The organism is Trebonia kvetii, assembly GCF_007827045.1.
Taxonomy (GTDB): Bacteria; Actinomycetota; Actinomycetes; order Streptosporangiales; family Streptosporangiaceae; genus Trebonia; species Trebonia kvetii.
On the sequence record NZ_RPFW01000001.1, the window covers coordinates 363015 to 382178 of the forward strand.

At 69.4% G+C, this 19164-nt stretch carries 13 protein-coding genes and 1 pseudogene; 4 read left to right on the forward strand and 10 right to left on the reverse strand.

Features of this window, described 5'->3' with window-relative positions:
• Positions 1-186 precede the first annotated feature (186 nt).
• Positions 187-1525, forward strand: a pseudogene (locus EAS64_RS01500) (AMP-binding protein).
• On the opposite strand, the gene EAS64_RS01505 reads toward EAS64_RS01500, so the two are convergent.
• Genes EAS64_RS01505 through EAS64_RS01515 form a run of 3 tightly spaced genes read right to left on the reverse strand, consistent with a single transcriptional unit; the run spans position 1515 to position 4613 of the window.
• Complete coding sequence (locus tag EAS64_RS01505) at positions 1515-2432, reverse strand: ABC transporter permease (protein WP_145850903.1); 918 nt, start codon at positions 2430-2432, stop codon at positions 1515-1517. The pseudogene EAS64_RS01500 and the gene EAS64_RS01505 overlap by 11 nt on opposite strands.
• The gene (locus tag EAS64_RS01510) at positions 2419-3432 is read right to left on the reverse strand and encodes an ABC transporter ATP-binding protein (protein ID WP_145850904.1); all 1014 of its coding nucleotides are present in this window, start codon (positions 3430-3432) and stop codon (positions 2419-2421) included. The genes EAS64_RS01505 and EAS64_RS01510 overlap by 14 nt, the downstream gene beginning before the upstream one ends.
• Complete coding sequence (locus EAS64_RS01515; protein WP_187365615.1) at positions 3429-4613, reverse strand: LolA family protein; 1185 nt, start codon at positions 4611-4613, stop codon at positions 3429-3431. The genes EAS64_RS01510 and EAS64_RS01515 overlap by 4 nt, the downstream gene beginning before the upstream one ends.
• 281 nt (positions 4614-4894) lie before the next feature.
• Here EAS64_RS01515 and EAS64_RS01520 point away from each other — a divergent pair, with 281 nt between their 5' ends.
• Together EAS64_RS01520 and EAS64_RS01525 are read left to right on the forward strand one after the other, a co-directional pair.
• Complete coding sequence (locus EAS64_RS01520) at positions 4895-5575, forward strand: response regulator transcription factor (RefSeq protein ID WP_145850906.1); 681 nt, start codon at positions 4895-4897, stop codon at positions 5573-5575.
• Entirely contained in the window at positions 5568-7136 is a 1569-nt protein-coding gene (locus tag EAS64_RS01525; protein ID WP_246115483.1) for a sensor histidine kinase, read from the forward strand. Before EAS64_RS01520 ends, EAS64_RS01525 begins: the two co-directional genes overlap by 8 nt.
• 155 nt (positions 7137-7291) lie before the next feature.
• Here EAS64_RS01525 and EAS64_RS01530 read toward each other — a convergent pair whose 3' ends face one another.
• The gene (locus EAS64_RS01530; protein ID WP_187365616.1) at positions 7292-10249 is read right to left on the reverse strand and encodes a pectate lyase-like domain-containing protein; all 2958 of its coding nucleotides are present in this window, start codon (positions 10247-10249) and stop codon (positions 7292-7294) included.
• A 159-nt stretch (positions 10250-10408) separates the two neighbouring features.
• On the opposite strand from EAS64_RS01530, the gene EAS64_RS01540 reads away from it, so the two are divergent.
• Positions 10409-11632: an ROK family transcriptional regulator gene (locus EAS64_RS01540; protein ID WP_145850907.1), complete on the forward strand. Its 1224-nt coding sequence runs from the start codon at positions 10409-10411 to the stop codon at positions 11630-11632.
• Between the two features lie 55 nt (positions 11633-11687).
• Here the strand turns inward: EAS64_RS01540 and EAS64_RS01545 are convergent, their stop codons facing one another.
• The 6 genes from EAS64_RS01545 to EAS64_RS01570 form a co-directional block, all read right to left on the reverse strand.
• Positions 11688-13880, reverse strand: a complete 2193-nt coding sequence (locus tag EAS64_RS01545; RefSeq protein WP_145850908.1) for a discoidin domain-containing protein — start codon at positions 13878-13880, stop codon at positions 11688-11690.
• 451 nt (positions 13881-14331) lie between these two features.
• Complete coding sequence (locus tag EAS64_RS01550; RefSeq protein WP_187365617.1) at positions 14332-15228, reverse strand: LamG domain-containing protein; 897 nt, start codon at positions 15226-15228, stop codon at positions 14332-14334.
• An 835-nt stretch (positions 15229-16063) separates the two neighbouring features.
• Positions 16064-16918, reverse strand: coding sequence for a LamG domain-containing protein (locus tag EAS64_RS01555; RefSeq protein WP_145850910.1), 855 nt, complete (start codon positions 16916-16918; stop codon positions 16064-16066).
• Between the two features lie 304 nt (positions 16919-17222).
• Positions 17223-17873, reverse strand: coding sequence for a sigma factor-like helix-turn-helix DNA-binding protein (locus tag EAS64_RS01560; RefSeq protein WP_145852259.1), 651 nt, complete (start codon positions 17871-17873; stop codon positions 17223-17225).
• Positions 17867-18832, reverse strand: a complete 966-nt coding sequence (locus EAS64_RS01565) for a heme o synthase (RefSeq protein WP_145850911.1) — start codon at positions 18830-18832, stop codon at positions 17867-17869. Before EAS64_RS01565 ends, EAS64_RS01560 begins: the two co-directional genes overlap by 7 nt.
• Positions 18832-19158 carry a hypothetical protein gene (locus tag EAS64_RS01570; RefSeq protein WP_145850912.1) on the reverse strand — a complete coding sequence of 109 codons (327 nt, stop codon included), beginning with the start codon at positions 19156-19158 and terminating at the stop codon, positions 18832-18834. Before EAS64_RS01570 ends, EAS64_RS01565 begins: the two co-directional genes overlap by 1 nt.
• Between the last annotated feature and the right edge of the window lie 6 nt (positions 19159-19164).

Below are 19164 nucleotides of genomic sequence, written 5' to 3' on the forward strand. Positions count from 1 at the left end.
ACTGCTGTAGGCGCTTTTGGGGAAGTTTCTCAGAGTCGTCTGAGTGCCGGGCGTCTGCTGGGCGCCGGGCGCGGCCGGCAGCCGGGGTCGCCGGGCTGGCCAGAGGGGCCGGGCACGCCCGGCGGCCGGGGACTACCTGGCCGGACTGGGGTTTGCCGGGCCGGGGGTAGCTGCCAGTATTGAGCAATGCGCAACGACGCCTCCGCTGAGTCACTAGGCACGGGCGCGCTCCGTGCCGCGCGTGACCTGCTGCTTGAGCTCAGGACCGACTACGCCGCGGCGGCCGCGTCCTTCGCCTGGCCGGAGCTTGCGGAGTTCAACTGGGCGCTCGACTGGTTCGACGCGATCGCCGCGGAGCATCCCGGGCGGATCGCGCTGCGGGTGGTCGGCGACGACGGCTCCGACGAGGCGGTCAGCTACGGGGACATGTCCCGCCGCTCCGCGCAGGTGGCGAACTGGCTGCGCGGCCTCGGGGTGCGGCGCGGCGACCACCTGCTGCTCATGCTCGGCAACGTCGTCCCGCTGTGGGAGATCATGCTCGCCGCGATGAAGCGTCAACATTTCCTCGCCAGGCTGGGCGAAGCACGCCTGGTCGAACCTGTTCGCCCCGTGGAACGCGCAGGCGACGATCCTGATACTCAACCAGCAGCGGTTCAACGCCCAGGGGCTGCTCAGCGCGCTCGGCGACTTCGGCGTCAGCACGTTCTGCGCGCCGCCGACCGTGTGGCGGATGCTTATTCAGGCCGACCTGGCCGCCGCCGACACCAGCGCGCTTCGCGAGTGCGTCGCGGCTGGCGAGCCGCTGAATCCGGAGGTCATCGACCAGGTTCGCAAGGCCTGGGGCATCACGGTGCGGGACGGCTTCGGCCAGACGGAGACGACCGCGCAGGTCGGCAACCCGCCCGGCCAGCCGCTTAAGCCAGGCTCGATGGGCCGTCCGCTGCCCGGCTACCCGGTGGTGCTCGTCGACCCGGTGACCGGCGAGCCCGGTCGGGACGGCGAGATCTGCCTCCACCTGGCCAGGCGGCCTCTTGGCCTGATGACCGGCTATCAGGATGACGCCGAGCGGGACGCCGAGGCGATGCGCGGCGGCTACTACCACACCGGCGACGTCGCCACCGCGGACGACGAGGGCTACATCACCTACGTGGGCCGCACCGACGACGTGTTCAAGGCGTCGGACTACCGGATCTCGCCGTTCGAGCTCGAATCGGTGCTCATCGAGCACGCGGCAGTTGCCGAGGCGGCCGTCGTCCCGTCACCCGACCCGCTGCGGCTCGCCGTTCCCAAGGCCTACGTGATTGTCGCGGGAAACGCGCAGCCGTCCGCCGAACTCGCCCGGGACATCATGGCCTTCGTCCGTGAGCGGGTGCCCGGCTACAAGCGCATCCGCCGGGTCGAGTTCGGCGACCTGCCCAAGACGATCTCGGGCAAGATCCGCCGCGTTGAGCTGCGCACCCAGGAGGACGAGGTCCGCGGCACCCGCGGCAGCACGGAGTTCTGGGAGGAAGACTTCAGCTGGTGACGTCGGACGAGGTGAACCTGGCCCAGGCGATGCAGCTGAAGATGCCCGCGTAGATCAGGAACGACGCGAGCCCGTGCCACAGCGTCGTGGTGTCGATCGGCGTGCGCAGCAGGGAGTCGAACGAGAGCCACCAGTGCGTCGGCAGGTACGGTGCCACCGGCGCGAATTGCTGGATGTTGTCCACCACCTCGCTGCCCACCACGATGATCATCGCCGCCGCGATAGCGCCGATCGAGTGCTCGGTGAACGTCGAGATCGCCAGCCCGATCGCGCCGAGCGCCGCCATCGCCGCGCACACGTACAGCGTCACCCACAGCACGTGCACCAGCCCGTTGGCGAGGGACACGGTGGTGCCGGACAGCAGGGTCACCGGGCCGGCCCCGAACAGCGCCACGCCGGCGAGCAGGGCGACCACCGACACGACGAACGTGGCGGCCACCGCCCACACGACGATCGTCGCGTACTTGACGACGAGCAGCCTGGTCCGCCCGGCAGGCACCGCGAGCAGGTAGCGCAGCGTGCCGTAGCCGGCCTCGCCGGCGATCGAGTCGCCGGACAAGACAGAGACGATCATCGGCAGCACCAGGATCAGCAGCAGGGACAGCGCGACGAAGGTGAGGAACACCCCGTTGCCCGCGAGCTGGCTGAAGTAGGCGGCGCCGCTGGCGCTCGGCCCGCGTCCGCCGCCGCCACCGCCCTGCGGCGCGGCGGCCTTCAGGCCGATGCCGATAAGCAGCGGGAACACCGCCACCACGAGCAGCAGCAGCTGGTTGCGGCGGCGGAAGAAGGTGACCCGCAGCTCGTTGGCGAAAAACCGCAGATCACTCCGAACGGTTTCGGCTGCCCCCGGCCCGCCCACGGCTTCCCCGGGTGCGGACGGCCGGTCAAGAACCTCAGCGCTCGACATCGAAGCCCTCTCCGGTCAGGCCGACGAAAAGATCCTCAAGACTCGGCGACTCCACGCTCAGCGCGCGGACACCGACCCCGGCGTGCACAAGTTCCGCGGTGATCAGCTCCGGCTGAGTGCCGCCGATCTCGGCGGTGATCAGCTCTTCGGCGAGCACCGGGTCGGCCAGGCCGAGCTTCGCGAACACCTCGCCTGCCGCCGCGACGTCGCCGGTGCGAACCGAGACCCGCGGCGCGGCGGTGCGGCGCAGCTCGGCGAGCTCGCCCTGGAAGACGAGCTTGCCAAGGCGCATCACGCCGACGTGCGTGGACACCTGCTCGACCTCGGCGAGCAGGTGCGAGGAGACGAACACCGTGATCCCGTCGGCCGCGATCTGCCGCACGAGCGTGCGGACCTCGCGGGTGCCCTGCGGGTCGAGCCCGTTGGTCGGCTCGTCGAGGATGATCAGCTCGCGCGGGGTGAGCAGCGCCGCGGCGATCGCGAGGCGCTGCTTCATGCCGAGGGAGTAGTTGCGGAACCGCTTCTTCGCCGCGGCGGTGAGGCCGACCCGCTCGAGCGCCTCGCCGATCCGCGCCTTCGCGGTCGCGCCGGTGGTCGCCCGGTCGGCCGCGTCGTAGCGGGCCAGGTTGTCCCAGCCGGACAGGTACGGATAGAAGGCAGGGCCTTCTACCAGCGAGCCGACCCGGGACAGCACGCGCACCACGCCGCCGGGCACCGGCGTGCCGAGGACCTCGGCGGAGCCGCTCGTCGGGTAGGCGAGGCCGAGCAGCATCCGGATGGTCGTGGTCTTGCCCGAGCCGTTGGGGCCGAGGAAGCCGTAGACGGCGCCGCGCGGCACCGCCAGGTTCACCGAGTCCACGGCGACCTGGCCGCCGCGGAATCGCTTGGTCAGCGCCGTGCTTGCGATCGCCAGCCCGGCGCTGGGTGCGGCCGAGGCCGGGGCCGCCGAAGCGGTCCCGGCCTGCGAGACGGTTATCTCGTCGGGAGCGGGTGCGGTCATGAAGACGTGTGCCCCACTGCCGCGTAGAGCACGCTCGGCTCCACGGCTCCGATGTAGACCTCGCCGTTGGTCATCAGCATCGAGACCAGGCTAGTGGTCACCAGGGTGCCGCTCCCCCAGCTGCCGTGTACCGGCTTGGCCGTGCCGAGCAGCGCGTTGAGCACCTCCTGGGCCGAGACGCTGACCGAGCCACCCTTGGCGGAGTAGATGTCCGGCTGCTTGCCAGGAGCCGCCGAGCCGGAGCCGCTGACGGCGCCCAGGTTCCCGGTCATTGCCTCGGAGAGGTACCGCTGCGGGAACGACGCTACGGTGAGCCAGCTCTTGCCGTAGCTACCCACGCCGCTCAGGCTCGATTGCCCGGACTTCTCGATCGACTTGCCGGAATCGGCGCCGACCTTCACCACGTCCACGGACGCGCCCGACGGCGGGGTGAAGGTGAAGTTCGCCGGGTCGGGCTGGGTGAACGCCAGGGCCGTGTAACCGACTTGGAACGCCGGGTTGCTCGCGCCCTTGGCGAACACCTGGACGCGGAGCGGCACGCCGTACTTGCCGTCGGTCGCGATCACGATCTTGCCGACGAGCGAACGGTGGTCCTTCGGCGCGAGCACGAGCTGGTAGGCGGGCTCACCCGCCACCATCACGTTGGCTTGCACGGACACGAGCGTGGTCTTGCCGACCTTCTTCAGCACCTCGTTCGCGGCCTGCTGCGGGGTGAGCGGCGCACCGGTGGGCTCGGGCACGGCGTGCTTCGCGTTTCCCGACGGAACGAACTCGGTGACCGAGTCCGGCGTTGACTGCCAGAGCCACAGCTTGGAGCCGTCCGCGATGACGTCGGTTTCCGACTCGGGCTGCGGGATCGCGAGCCGGAAGTGGCTGGCGTCCTGGTAGTACACCTTCACCGTGTGCGAGCCGGTGAGCAGCGACGTGATGCTGGTCGCCGAGGTGGCGGCCTGCGGGAGCTGCGGCAGGCCGAGCGAGGTGGTCTCCACCACGGTGCCGGTCAGCGGCGGCACCTTCGAGTCGTTCGTCAGGCTGGCAAGCAGCTGCGCCGGGGTCTTGTTCGGCAGGTCAGGCGAGGCCTGCGCGGCCGGGATCTGCAGCGCCGCGACCACGCCCGCGGTAACGGCGACCGCTGTACCCGGCACCGCCCAGCGGGCTCGCCTTGACATCTTTAGTGGCATCGCATCCTCACCCGTTCCTCGGGCTCTTGGTTTCCCCTTGTGAGTATCACTCTCGTCTGCCCCTGCTGTGGACATGCTGAGAGCCCTGAGACGGTTCACAGGAAGCCTCGCAGTCTTTGTCCGCGCAGCGGACATCGGGGGGTACGGGGGGTCGTCCCCCCGGGAGATATTCAGGTAATGGGCGCCCGACACAATGGCGCATTTTGCCATCGGGCGCCCATTACCTGAAGGTTGGCTGAGAGGCGGGTGCGGGGGTGCCGGAGTTGGGTGAGACTGGGTGCGTGCGGGTGCTTGTAGTGGAGGATGAGCGGCGGCTCGCCGCGGCGGTGAAGCGCGGCCTCGCGGCGTCTGGTTTCGCCGTCGATCTCGCGTTCGACGGGGTCAGCGGACTGCACCTGGCGCGCGAGGGCGGGTACGACGGCGTGGTGCTTGACATCATGCTGCCCGGTATGTCCGGTTACAAGGTGTGTGAGCGGCTGCGGGCCGAGGAGAACTGGGTGCCCGTGCTGTTCCTGTCCGCCAAGGACGGGGAGTACGACCAGGCGGACGGCCTGGACCTGGGCGGCGACGACTACCTGACCAAGCCCTTCTCCTACATCGTGCTCGCCGCGCGGCTGCGCGCCCTGCTGCGCCGCGGCGCGGCGCCGCGCCCCGCGGTGCTGCAGGCGGGCGATCTTTTCCTCGACCCGGCGTCCCGGACGGTCCGGCGGGGCGCCCTGCCCGTGGAGCTGACCGCGCGGGAATTCTCGCTGCTCGAATACCTGATGCGGCGGTGCGGCGTGGTGGTGTCCAAGGCGGAACTGCTCTCCCACGTCTGGGACGACCCGGACGAGATCGCGGACCTCAACGTCGTCGAGGTGTACGTCGGTTACCTGCGGCGGAAGATCGACGCGCCGTTCGGCCGCAAGTCGGTGCAAACCGTGCGCGGTGCCGGGTACCTGCTGGCCGACGACGGTGGCTAGCACGGCACGCGGCCCGGGGCCGGCGGCACTGAGCCGCTGGTGGCTGCGGCATGGCCTCGGCCCGGTGCTCGTGCGATGGTGGCGGCGGCTGGGACTGCGGGCCCGGGTGACGCTGACCGCCGCGCTCGGCCTGCTCGTCGCCCTGATTATCGGCGACCTGCTGCTGCTGAACACGCTGCGGGTGTCGCTCACCCGTTCCGTGGACGCGTCCGCCAAGTCGGGCGCGTCCGAGGTCGCGGCGCTGATCGACGCGAGCCGGCTGCCCGACCCGGTTCCCGTCGCCGCGGGCATCACGATCCAGGTGCTCAACTCCGCCGGGCGGATCACCGACGTGTCACCGGACGGGGACCGGTGGGTGCCCCTGGTTTCCCCGGCCCGGGCGAGGGCGCTCGCCAACGGCGACGGCGGCATGCTGGTACACGGGGCGCCCTTCGACATGCCGTCGCTGCTGCGGGTCGCGGTCGTCAAGGCGGACGGCGGCCAGCTGGTGATCGCCGCCGTGCCGTTCAGCGAGGCGTCGGGATCGCTGAACGTGGTGGCGCGCGGACTGGTCATCGGCACGCCCGCGCTGTTCCTTGTCTTCACCGGCGCAATCTGGCTGGTGACCGGGCTGACGCTGCGGCCGATCGGCGCGCTGCGCAGGGGCGCGGCCCAGGTGACGGCGACCGGCCAGGTCAGCGACCTTCCGGTGCCCGAGGCGCGGGACGAGGTGCGGCTGCTCGCGGTGACGCTCAACGACATGCTGTCCCGGCTCGCGGCCGCGCAGCAGCGACAGCGCGCCCTGGTCTCCGACACCGCGCACGAGTTGCGCTCCCCCATCGCCTCCATCCGCACGCAACTCGAGGTGGCGCTCGACTTCCCGGCCGGCCAGGACTGGGAGACGACCGCGCGGGACGTGCACGCGGACGTGCTGCGCCTGGCGCGGCTGGCCGAGGACCTGCTGCTCCTCGCCCGCCTCGACGAGCAGGCCGGCCACGAGACGGCGAACCGCGGCGCGCCGGTTGACCTGGCCGCGCTGTGCCGCTCGGCCGCCTGCCGCTACTCCGACGCGCCGGTGGCGGTGATCTGCGCGGCGTACGCTACCCCGGACGCCCAGGACCGCACAGACTCCCGGGATCCCACGGGTGCCGCAGACAGCGCGGATGCCGCCGACAGCCCGCAGGACGTGCCGGTCCTGGTGACCGGGGACTGGGGGCGGCTTGACCGGCTGCTGGTAAACCTGGTGGACAACGCGGTGCGCTATGCGAAGTCGGCGGTCACGATCTCGGTCCGGCGGGACGGCAGCTGGGCCGAGCTTTCGGTGACCGACGACGGGCCAGGCATCCCCGCCGCCGACCTGGAGCGGGCCTTCGACCGGTTCGCCCGGCTTGACGACGCGCGCAGCCGCGAGGGCGACGAGGCGGGCGGCGCCGGTCTCGGCCTTGCCATCGTCCGCGCCACCGCGCAGGCCTACGGCGGTACCGCGCATCTCGAGGCGGCTAGCCCGCCGCCCGGGTTGCGGGCGGTGGTCCGGCTTCCGGCGGACAAGGAAATGCCGTCAGGCCGGCCGGGGCCGGCCTGACGGCATCGGTAGGCCGCCCCGCCACGCCCCGCGGAGATGCGAGCGCGGCGGGGCGGAGTATGTAACCGTGTTGGGCCGCCCCGCCACGCCCGGTGGGATGGTGGGCGCGGCGGGGCGGAGCACTTAACCGTTCGGATTGACCGGTTTGGGTTTTGTCACGGGAAGCTGGTGACGGTGGACGGGGTGGTATTTGTCGGGGTCGCCGCGCCGATCTCGTTGACGACGTGCTCGATGACGCCGACGTTCCCCAGGGAAACGGTGAGCAGGTCGTGGAGCTGGACGCCGGAGACGGCCGGTGCCTCGAAGGCATGGTCTGCCACCACCGCCGGGTTGACGTTGAAGTAGCAGTAACTGCCGAGGCCGTAGGCCTGATGGGAGGTCACGCTCGGGCCGACCTCGTAGGCGGCGTATCCGTCGGATGAGCCGTTCATCCAGGCCGCCTGGTTCGGCGGGTCGTAGGGCATCTCGTTCTGGAAGAAGATGGTCTCGCCGCCGTTGCCGAGCCACTGGACGTCGTAGTTCTGGTAATGCTCGACGAACAGGCCGGTGGCAAGGACGTTGTTGCCGTTGACGACGAGGCCGTGCTGTGCCGTGTTGACGGTCCAGCCGACGGTGCCCGAGTTGCCGTGGTCGGCGCGCCAGGCCCAGATGTCATCGACGAGGGTGTTGTTGGCGTTGACGACCAGGCTGTTGGTGGCCTGGCCGGCGATGTCGCCGCCGATCCGGAAGAACACATCCTGGACCGAGATCGGGTTGGACGCGTGGCTGGTGTTGTTGCCCTGCGTTCCGACCGTGAGCAGCGCGCTGGAGTTGGTCGTGCCCGCGTCGAACAGGATGCCCTGGATCCGCACGCCGTCGACGTCCGCCACCTGCATGGTGTTGACGCCGCCGGTCGGGATGAGGGTCGGGAAGCCGAGGCCGAGCACCACGGTGTTCGGGTTGGTGACGTTGATGGTCTGGTTGATGGTGTAAACGCCGGGGGTGAAGAGCAGGTTGCAGCCCTGGGCGAGTGCGGTGTTGATCTGCGCGGCGGTGTTGGACGGGGTGGCGACGAAGAACTTGCTCATCGGCACGCTCGTGCCGGCAGAGTTGCTGCCGCCCGACCAGCTTGGGCCGGACGCGTTGGTCCGCAGGCTGGGCTCGAACACGTTGTAGTTGCCGCTGCTGTCGACGTACAGGTAAGGGATGTCCCTGGCGACCGGAGTGGTGGCCAGGGTGGTCATCGGCGGCGTTGGGTAGCTCTGCGCGGGCGCGCCATTCACGCCTGAGAAGACCATGTTCCACACCGAGCCGCTCCAGCTGCCCAGGTTGCTGTCCTTCGTGTACCACTGCTGCTGGGACACGCTGGACGCCTGGCCGGTGACAATGCTGTCGGCGATGTAACCGCCGCTGGCATAGCCGTAGCTGGCCGGGTAGAGCTCGAGGCCGCCGTGGACGTCCATCCGCTCGAACGGGCCGGCCTGGGCGACCGCCCACCGGTCGTTGCCCGCGGAGGGAGTGATCTCCATGTTCTCGGCCGAGCGCCAGAAGTTCTGGGTGGCGTTGCCCGTGCCGTCGAAGGAGTCCACGGTCACATCGCTGCTGTTGAGTGCGACCTGGTCCGGGTTCTGGCCAAGGCCCTGCACCGACGTGTAGTAGCCGACGTTGTCCTCGATACCGGTGTAGGTGCCGGGGAGGAACAGCTCGGCGTAGCGCTGGGTGCCGAACTGGTTGAGCTTCTGGGTGTTGAAGACGGTGTTCAGCGTGTTGCTGATGGTGGTGGCGGACATGCTCGGGCTGAAGACGTAAACGTTCGGGCCGAGGTTGGGCTGGTTCGACCCGCCGACGCAGCCGCTGGCCACCGGGTTGACGGTCCAGCTGAACGTCGCCGAGCCGGACGCGCCGGTGGTGTCCCCGGCGGTCACTGTGACGCTGCCCGTACCGGTCGCGGTCGGGGTGCCGGAGATCAGCCCGGTCGAGGAACTGACGGACAGCCCGGCCGGCAGCCCGGTCGCGGAGTAGGTCAGCGTCTGCCCGGACGCCGAGTCACTGGCCTGGACCTGCAGGCTCGCCGCGGTGCCCACGGTCCAGGTCTGGGCGCCCGGGTTGGACACCGTCACCGTGTTGCCGGTGCCGCCGCCAGCCGGCTGGACCTCGATGCCGTTGACCTGGGCGTTGTCCTTGACGGTGACGAACTGGATGGTGACCGCTCCGGCGCTGCTCGCGGTGGCGGTGAACGACTCGGCGACCGCCTTGTTCTGCCCGCCGGCGGTGGCGAAGATGTCGAAGCTGGTCAGCACCTGGGTCCCGTTGATGAGGACATTGAAGGTGCGCGACCCGGCGGCCGTCCAGTATGTCTCGGCAAAGTCGAGACGCACGCTGTAGCTGGCGCCCGCGGTCAGGCCGGGGATGGTGTAGGTGAAGTTGCCGTAGCGGTTGTGCTGGTAGACCGACTGCGGTGCCGGATTGGTAACGCCGGTGGTGCTGACCGTGTTGGCTGTGGAGGTGGCCGTGCCGCCGGAGAAGTCCTGGTCGGCCACGAACGGCGCCGCCGCCGGGCCGCCGGCGGAGATGTCAATGCCGCCGCTCCCGCCGCCTGTGCTGGTGGCGAAGACCTGGAACTCCCAGATCGAGTAGCCGTACTGGGTGGCCCGCGTCGTGCCGTACATCCGGATGTAGCGGCCGGTGCCGGACAGGCCCGTCAGGCTTTGCACGCCGCCGGTGCCCGTCGTGGTCGAGTAGATGCTCGTCCAGTTGGTGTTGTCGGTCGACACCTGGATCTGGAACGCCTTGGCGTACGCGGTTTCCCAGTTCAGGGTGACCCCGCAGATGCTCTGCGAGGAGCCCAGGTCGACCTCGAGCCACTGCGGGTCGGAGAACGCACTCGACCAGCGCGTGGTGGTGCTGCCGTCAACCGCGGCGCTTGCCGGGGTGCCCGCGTTCTCCGTGGAGGAGGCGGTCGCGGTCTTGTTCAGCGCGATGTTGGTGGTGCCGCAGGTCGCGGCCGACGCCTTGGGCGCCGCCGCGCCGAAGGCGGCCACCAGGACCGAGACGATGAGCGCGGCGACAGCCAGCAGGCTCAGCGCCGTGCGGCCGGAGGCGGGTACCCGCCTCCTGAGTCTTCTTCGTAGCACTTTTCCCTCCGAATGGACGTCACAACTATGGCTGTGACTTATTTCAAGCCAGAACGTAACTCGATTGAAACCTAGGGTCCATAGGCAGGAAGTTGAGTAACGACGTAGCCAGACGCTGGCTATATCGTTTGATAACTGCCTTGAACTGGGGGGGACCGCATGCGGGACCGAAAGCGTGGCACGGTCCGGGACCTGCGGCGGGAGAACAGAGCCGCGGTCCTGTGGTCGCTCTATCTGAGCCAGTCACGGAGCCGGCATGAACTGAGCGCCGCGACAGGGCTCAGTCCCGCCTCCGTGACCAACGTGATCCGCGAGCTGATCGACGAGGGCATCGTCATCGAGACCGGGCTCGCGGAGTCCGACGGGGGGCGCCCGCGGGCGATGCTCGGGATGAACCCCACCTACGGCTACGTCATCGGCGTGGACATCGGCGAGACGCGCACACGGGTCGAGCTGTTCGACCTGACCATGACGGAGCGGGCGCGGGTGGAGTACCCGCTTGACCGAGTCGCCGAGCACGACATCGACGTAGTGGTCGGGCAGATCGCGGCGGGCCTGCACACCGTGCTGGCCGACAGCGGAGTGGACGCGCACGAGATCCTCGGCGTCGGCGTGGGCGTGCCGGGCATCATCGAGCAGGGGCCCGAGGTGCTCGTGCACGGCCAGACCTACGGCTGGGACGCGGTGCCACTCGAACGGCTGCTTCGCGTGCATACCGATCTGCCGGCCGAGGTGCCGCTGCGCTTCGACAACGGCGCGAAAACCATGGGCCAGGCCGAGCTGTGGTTCGGCGCCGGCCGGGGCGCGCGGAACGCGGTCGTGGTGCTGATCGGCTCCGGCGTCGGCGCGTCGCTGATCTCCGGCGGCGCCACCTACCAGGGGGCCACGTCGAGTGCGGCGGAATTCGGCCACGTCACCGTCGTCGTCGGCGGCAGGAAGTGCCGTTGCGGCTCGACGGGCTGCCTCGAGGCGTACGCGGGCGCCGAGGCCATACTCGAGCGGTACGGGCGCCCGATGGCGGCCGACGACCAGGAACTGGCGCTCGCCGAGCTGATCCAAGCCGCGGGCACCGCGCCGCTCGCGGCCGCCATACTCGACGAGACCGCGCAGTACCTGGGTGCCGGGATCGGCACCCTGATCAACTTGTTCAATCCGGAGCGCGTCATCCTCGGCGGCTGGGCAGGCCTGCTGCTCGGCGGCCGGCTGCTGCCCGAGATCCGCGAGTCCGCGCGGCAGCATTCGCTGCACCACCCGTTCGCCGCCACCTCGATCGAGCTCGGGCAGCTCGGTCCCGGCGTGGTCGCGCTCGGCGCGGCGACGCTTCCGATGGAGTCCTTCCTCAACGGGGCCGGGCCGCGGGCCCAGCCGCGCGAAGGCGGCTGAGCCCGGCGGAACCGGCAGGTCAGCGGTCACTAGGGTTTGCTGTCGCGGTCATCGGTCACGAGCTCGCGTTCACCTGGAACTCCCACAGGGAGTAGCCGTACTGTGTCGCTCGCGCCGTGCCGTACATCCGGATGTACCGGCCGGACCCGCTGACGGTCAGGTTCTGGGTACCGCCGGTGCCCGCGGTGGTCGAGTAGATCGTGGTCCAGTTCGTGTTGTCGGGTGACACCTGGATCTGGAAGGCGGTCGCGTAGGCCGCTTCCCAGTCGAGCGTGACCTTGCAGATGCTCTTCGTCGAGCCGAGGTCGACGTCCAGCCATTGGGGGTCGGAGAACGCGCTCGACCACCGGGTGCCGGTGTTGCCGTCGGTCGCGGCCGCCGCGGTAAAGCCGGCGTTCTCCAGCGAGGACGCCGTGGTCGGCTGGTTCAGCGCGACGTTGGTAGTGCCGCAGGTCGTCCCGCCGCCACTGCCCGTCGTGAAGACCTGGAACTCCCAGATCGAGTAGCCGTACTGGGTGGCCCGCGTCGTGCCGTACATCCGGATGTAGCGGCCGGTGCCGGATAGACCCGTCAGGTTCTGTACCCCGCCGGTGCCCGTCGTCGTGGAGTAGATCGTCGTCCAGTTCGTGTTGTCCGTGGACACCTGGATCTGGAACGCCTTCGCGTAGGCGGTTTCCCAGTTCAGGGTGATCCCGCAGATGCTCTGCGAGGAGCCCAGGTCGACCTCGAGCCACTGCGGGTCGGAGAACGCGCTCGACCACCGGGTGCCGGTGTTGCCGTCAACCGCGGCGCTTGCCGGGGTGCCCGCGTTCTCCGTCGAGGAGGCGGTCGCGGTCTTGTTCAGCGCGACGTTGGCGGTGCCGCAGCTGCCGCCGCCTCCGCCACCACCGCCGCCGCTACCGGTCGGCAGCGTCCACTGCTGATTGGCGGCGCCGGTACAAGTCTCGATGTCGAGCCTGGAGCCGGTATTGCCGCCGGGATCGGTGAGGCACAGGCCGGAGCTCGGATTGACCAGCTCGCCGTTGGATTGATGCGTCCAGTTCTGCGCGGCAGTGCCGTTGCATGCGTACCAGTCGACGTTGGTACCGCTCGTGGTGCCCGCGCTCACCACATCGAGGCAGCCGCCCTGGACCCGCATCGTGCCGTCGGTATAGGGCGACCACTGCTGACCCGCGGAGCTGTTGCAGCCCGACAGGTACATCGGGTTGCCCTCGGTGTTAAGCGAGTTCTGGTTGGTCAGGCAGTTACCGTTCTGCCCGGTGAGCTGTCCGGTCGCGGAGGCGGTACCGGTTGGCGTGGAGTTGCCGCCCTGCTCGTAGACGGCCACGTAGCCGACGCTCATCGACGCGCCCGAGGTGGTGGCGGAGGTCGGGCTGGTGCAGCCGCAGATGCCGTTGGGGTAGTTGCCGCCCATGGCCAGGTCGAAGATGATGAAGAACCCGTGGTCGATGGCCGCCTGCCAGGCCGCCGTGCCGACCGAGGCCTCGGTGATCGTCGACTCCACGGTCCCGTCCATCAGGAACTGCAGCGTCTCCGCGCTGGTGTTGGTCCTGTCAACGATGACCGAGTAGGTGTGATAGCCGGTCTGGCAGGTCGAGGCCGTGTTGGGGCAGGCGATCAGCGCGTGACCGCTGCTCCCCGCGGAGTCGTGCAGCGTCTGGGAGGCGGTGTTCCCGGCATTGACGTCTTCCATCATGTCGATCTCGCCGGACTGCGGCCAGCCACCGCCGGCTCGCATGGGCGAGCCGAGCGCCCAGAAGGCGGGCCAGTAACCAAGGCCGTTGGCCGGGTTCGGCTGCTGGATCTCGGCGGTCATCTCCAGCTTGCCGCCCGCGGGCGCCTGGAAGTCGTCGCGCGTCGACTCGATCCGCGCGCTGGTCCAGGTGCCGCCGTTGTTGATGGCCTTGAGCACCAGGTGGCCGTTGCCGTCCAGGTAGACGTTGTTCGTCGAGCTCGTGGTCTGCTCGGTCTCGCCGGTGCCGTACCCGGTGCCGATGTCGTAGAACCAGTTCTGCGCCGACGGGGCCGAATTCGCCGCGCCCGCGAAGTTGTCGCCGAACACCGTGTTCCAGCCGGATGGCGGGGGCGGCACAGTGTCGGCCCTGGCCGGCGCGACGGCGAGGGCGGAGAACGCGACCGCGGCCAGGCAGCTGGCGAGGAGCAGGAGGGCGCTGAATACCGCGCGGCGTAGCTTTGTCTGCAGGCCGCTCGGCGGTCCCAGTGCGTTTTTCGTTCCGTGGCTCATCATTGGGCCTCCTCGGTCGGGTGGGGTACCGCGGGAGGGCCACCGTGCCTTTACATTTCTTTCATTTCTTACATTCTTTACATTCCGGATTCGGTGGCTCACCCATGATGGTCACTTAGTTCAAGGCCTATTTAAAGTTAAAATAGCGTTAATAATTCAGCGCGCCTCCCTGTCCGCGAAACTGGGCTGGCCAGCCGGGATGACCCGGCGCGGCAGGCGATGAGCGCGCCGCAGACACCGAGGTGCGGGTACGCTCGGGCGGCTCACGGCAGGGAGGCCCCCGATCCCAGGGGCCGGCGGCCGATGGAACGCCGGCCTCACCGGCGCCTTGAATGATCACAAAGACTTTGACCCCGGCGGAAACAAAAAAACGTTATGCACATGCAAAAAGCGTTATGCACGCAGGCCGGGGCTGCGCGCATAGAGGTGGGCAGCTAGCTAGCGACCAAGATCTCTAGGCGGGGTTCTGGTAGACGGCTACGTAGCCGACCCGCATGGCGCCGCCAGGCGCGGTCGCCGCGGTGGGGGTGGTGCACCCGCACGCGCGGTCTGGTGAGCTCCCGCCCATCGCCAGGTCAAGCAGGATGAAGAAGCCATGATCAACCGCCGCCTGCCAGGCCACGGTGCCTACCTGGGCCTCGGTGTAGGTCGCCTGAGCCGTGCCGTCGATCAAGAACCGCAGCGTCTCAGCGCTGGTGTTGGTCCGGTCAATGAGCACCGAGTACGTGTGATACCCGGTCAGGCACGCCGACGGCGCTGGACACGACACAAGCCGGCCGCCCAGATGACTGGACGCGCCGAAATGGAACGTCTGCGCAGCGCCATTCAGCCCGTTCTCACTCTCAAGCATGTCGATCTCACCGGAAGCTGGCCAGGTACCCCCGGACCGCATCGGGGCGCCCGCCGCCCAGAACGCCGGCCAGTAACCAAGCGCATCAGCGGGGTACGGCATCTCCACCGATGCAGTCAGCTCCAGCTTGCCGCCCGGCGGCGCCGCGAAATCATCACGCATGGTCTGGATCTCGGCCGACGTCCACTTACCACTGCTCTCATTGGCCTGGATCACCAGGTCACCGCTGCCATCCAGGTATGCGTTGCTGGTCGAGGTCGTCCACTCGTTGGCACCGAAATACGGGGCAGTCTCGAAAAACCAGTTCCGCGACGAGGGCGCCGAACCCGCGGGGCCGTCAAAGCTGTCACTGAACACGGTGGTGAACCCGGCCGGAGCGGGCGGCACCGTGGTGCCTACCGCGGTCTGGGTCGGTGACGGTACCGGGCCCGCCGTAGGCGAGGCCGAGGTCAGCGTTGGCCTCGGTGTCGGAGCGGCCGGAGGTGTGCTGCTGCTCGTCACGGTGGGAACTGAAGCTGGCGACGGCACGGAGGCCGTTGGGGCAGGGGCGGACGTGGACGGCGCGGTGCCACCGCTTGTCGCCATGGGGACCGGAGCTGACGACGGACCCGAGGAGGGTGGGGCGGTCGTAACCTGCCGCGTCGGAACCCGAGACGGGTGCGGGGTCGGTCTGCCAGGGCCGGTCGCGGTTACTTGACTGAGATCAGAGGCGGAGGGAGCCGGAGCAGAGGTGGTGGCAGCAGTCGACGTGTACTGCCACGGCGGCGCCGACGGCTGCGTGGCCGAGGCTGCGTCAAGGATCCCCGTCGCCAGGATCTTCGCGCCGGCGGGCGCACCCGCCGAGGGCGTGGCTGACGGCGGGAACGCACTGGGCACTGCCGACGGCGAGGCATCGCTGCCGGCAGCGGCACCGACTGCGGCCATGCAGGAGACGACGAGCAGCACGGCGACCACCGCAGACCATGGCGGCAGGGCCGCCCCGCGCGTTGCCAGATCGTGCGGGGCGGGACCGAGCGGCGCCCGTCCGTGCGGGGACGAATCGTGCGGGTCCGGACTCTGCGGGTCCGGCCTGTCAGGGTCCGGGCCCGCGGGTGGTGCCTCGCGGCGCGCACGTGCCTTCCGCGTCAATGCCACGGCCCCCACCGGCCTCTCTATCGGAGTAACACGCCACTCTCGATGAGACAGCGTCTCACGGACGGAAGGCGGGACGAATGATGTCACGGACTGTTCTTTGACTGCTCACTGGCCGGGCGCGACGGCGACCATCAGCCGCCGCGTTGCGGCACGCCCGGCGCTACGTGACGCTTCTTCACGCTGGCACCGAGGGATTATTCGTCTAGTTGGCGGCCTCCTCGTAGACGGCGACGCAGCCGACCCGCATGGCACCGCCGGGGGTGGTTGCGGACGTCGGGGAGGTGCAGCCGCACTGATTGTCCGGCCAGGTTCCGCCGAGGACCACGTCGAGGAGGATGAAGAAGTCGTGATCGATCGCCGCCTGCCAGGTCGACGTGCCCACCTGGGCTTCGGTGTAGGTGGCCTCGATACGGCCGTCCATCAGGAACTGGAGCGACTCGTCGCTCGTGTTGGTCCTGTCGATGATGACCGAGTAGGTGTGGAAGCCGGTCTGGCAAGTCGACGCTTTGTCCGGGCACGACATGAGTTCGCCGCCCAGCTGGGTTGAGCTTGAGCTGCCGAAGTGGAACGTCTGCGCAGCCTCGTTGAGGCCGTTGATGTCCTCCATCATGTCGATCTCGCCCGACTGCGGCCAGGGGCCGCCGTTTCGTATCGGCGTGCCGCCCGCCCAGAAGGCCGGCCAGTAGCCGGTGCCGTTGGCCGGGTTCGGCTGCTCGATCGAGGCGGTTATCTCCAGCTTGCCGCCAGGCGGCGCCGCGAAGTCATCGCGCGTGGTCTCGATCTCGGCCGCCGTCCACTTGCCGCCGGTGTCGTTGGCCTGCATGACCAGGTCGCCCTTGCCGTCCAGATAGGTATTGCTCGTGGAGTTGGTCTGGTTGACTTGGTCGCTGCCGAACGTGGTGCCCAGGTCATAGAACCAGTTCTGCTGCGAGGGCGCCGAGCCGGCGGGGCCGTTGAAATCGTCGGCGAACACCGTGGTGAATCCGGGCGGCGGCGACGGAGTTCCGCGGACGCCCGCAGCCGTCGCCCCTGTCGTACCCGCAGTCGCTGTCGGCACGCTGGCTGCCGGCGCCGTCGAGGCGGGCGCATGCGTGCTCGGGGCAGCATGGGAAGGAGACTGAACCGGACGTGCCGTCGCGTCCGCCGACGACCTGGAAGCGGGAAGCGTCGCCAGGATCGGCGGCGCCGCGCCCCGGCCCATCGCCCTGATCTGCGTCCACGGCGCGAAGCTCCCGCTGCTAGATTTCAGCGACGGGATCACGACCGCGGCCAGGCAGGACACGAAGAAGACCAGCCAGACTGCCCCCAGCCAGGGTCTGGATCGTGGACTGCCCGGCGCGGGGGTGCCCGTCACCTCGCGGTCAGGACTTGCCTTCCGCGTGGAAATCACGAACAGCTGACCGGCCTTTCACTCGGGGGTCCAGACGATCGCCCACCGGCAATGCTTTCATGATCCATTCCGGTAACGTGCGGAAAGTGATCATTTGGACCCGGACGACGTTGTGCATGTAGAAGCCGAACGCCGGCTGCCCGCCGTTCACCCGCGTCCCCGCCCCAACGAGCGCCGGTACCCAGCCGGGCCGGAACGCCGTCGCGGCGAGGAACTCCCCGGCCAGGTCGCGACCCTGGTATTCGAGCGGCAGCGGCGGCATCGTGAACCAAGCGTCATCGGTCAGCAAGGTGACGACGGCCGCCACGTCGGCGGCCGCGAAGGCGGCGGTGAGCCTCCGCACCAGCCGCAGCTCGGCTGCCGACCCGGCCGCTGGCGGCGCGGCCGCGGCGCCTGGTCCTTGCTTGGCCAGCGTGCCGCGGGCGCGCTTCAGCGCGCTTGTCACTGACTCCTCGGTCGTCCCGAGAATGCCCGCGACCTCGCTCGCTCGGAATTCGAGCACGTCGCGCAGGATCAGGACGGCCCGCTGGCGTCCCGGAGGGGGTCGGGACGCGGCGGGGATCCGCGGGTGCGGGCGGACGGAGCACGCACCCGTTCGGGGTAATCCTGATTTGCCTACCAGCGGCCTACTGGCAGCAGAGCGGCTACCGCGACCACGGCGAACAGCAGGGTCAGGTAGCCGATCGACAGGTGGAAGAGGCGCATCGGAAAGGGCTTGGCCGCGTCGGTCTGCTGAGACACGGTGCCGTGCAGGCGGTGCGCCTCGGCGAGGAACCAGGCGCCGAGGCCGACGGCGGCGGCGGTGTAGAGCCAGCCTGCGTACGGTGCGAGTGCCAGGGTCGCGGCGACCATCAGGTAGGAGTAGACGAGGATCTTGCGGGTGACGGCGGCGGGCTTGGCCACCACCGGGAGCATCGGCACCCCGGCCGCCGCGTAGTCGTCCTTGAACTTCATCGCGAGCGCCCAGAAGTGCGGCGGCGTCCACAGGAAGATCACCGCGAACAGCACGATCGCCGGGATCGCGACGGTGTTGGTGACGGCCGCCCAGCCGACAAGGACGGGGAAGCAGCCCGCCGCACCGCCGATCACGATGTTGGACGGCGAACGGCGCTTGAGCAGCAGCGTGTAGACGAAGACGTAGAACAGGATCGCGGTGTCGGCGAGGATCGCCGACAGCCAGTTGGCGGCCAGGCCCAGCGTCGCCGTCGCGGCCGCGCCGAGCACGATGCCCCAGATCAGCGCCTCGGTCGGCTTGACCATGCCCTGCTTGTTGACGAGCGGCCGGCGCGAGGTGCGCTTCATCACCGCGTCGATATCGCGGTCGATGTAGCAGTTGATGGTGTTCGCGCTGCCGGCGGCGAGGGTGCCGCCGATCAGCGTGGCGAGGACGAGTTTGACAGACGGGAGCCCGCGCTGTGCGAGCAGCATGGTCGGCACCGTGGTGACGAGCAGCAGCTCGATGATCCGCGGCTTGGTCAGGGCGACCAGCGCCCCGGCCACCGCCCGGGGGTGGCGCCGGGCCGCAGGCTGGCCAGCCGCACGGCCAGCCTGCGCCGCGAGCGCCGCGGGAGAGGGAGTCACTACTCCCCCGCCTCCGGTTCGGCGTTCGTTCCAGATCCCGGTCCGCCGGTGATCCCGGGTCCGGTGCCGACCTCCGGGTCGGCAATCAGCTCCGACGCCGGGGCCGCGACCGGGGGCGCGGGGACCGGGCCGGGCTCTCTAGTGCCAAGCGAGGTGAACGGGGCGGTGGCCAGGTACTTCAGCCTCGCACCGGAGTGCCTTGCCCGGAACAGGTAGTACAGCGCGACCGAGGCCGCGATGAACGCGCCCATCGGAAGGGCGAAGGTCATGATCGTCCCGCCGAAGTACATCGCGGGACCGTCCGCCAGTTGCGACACGGTTGTCATTCCTCC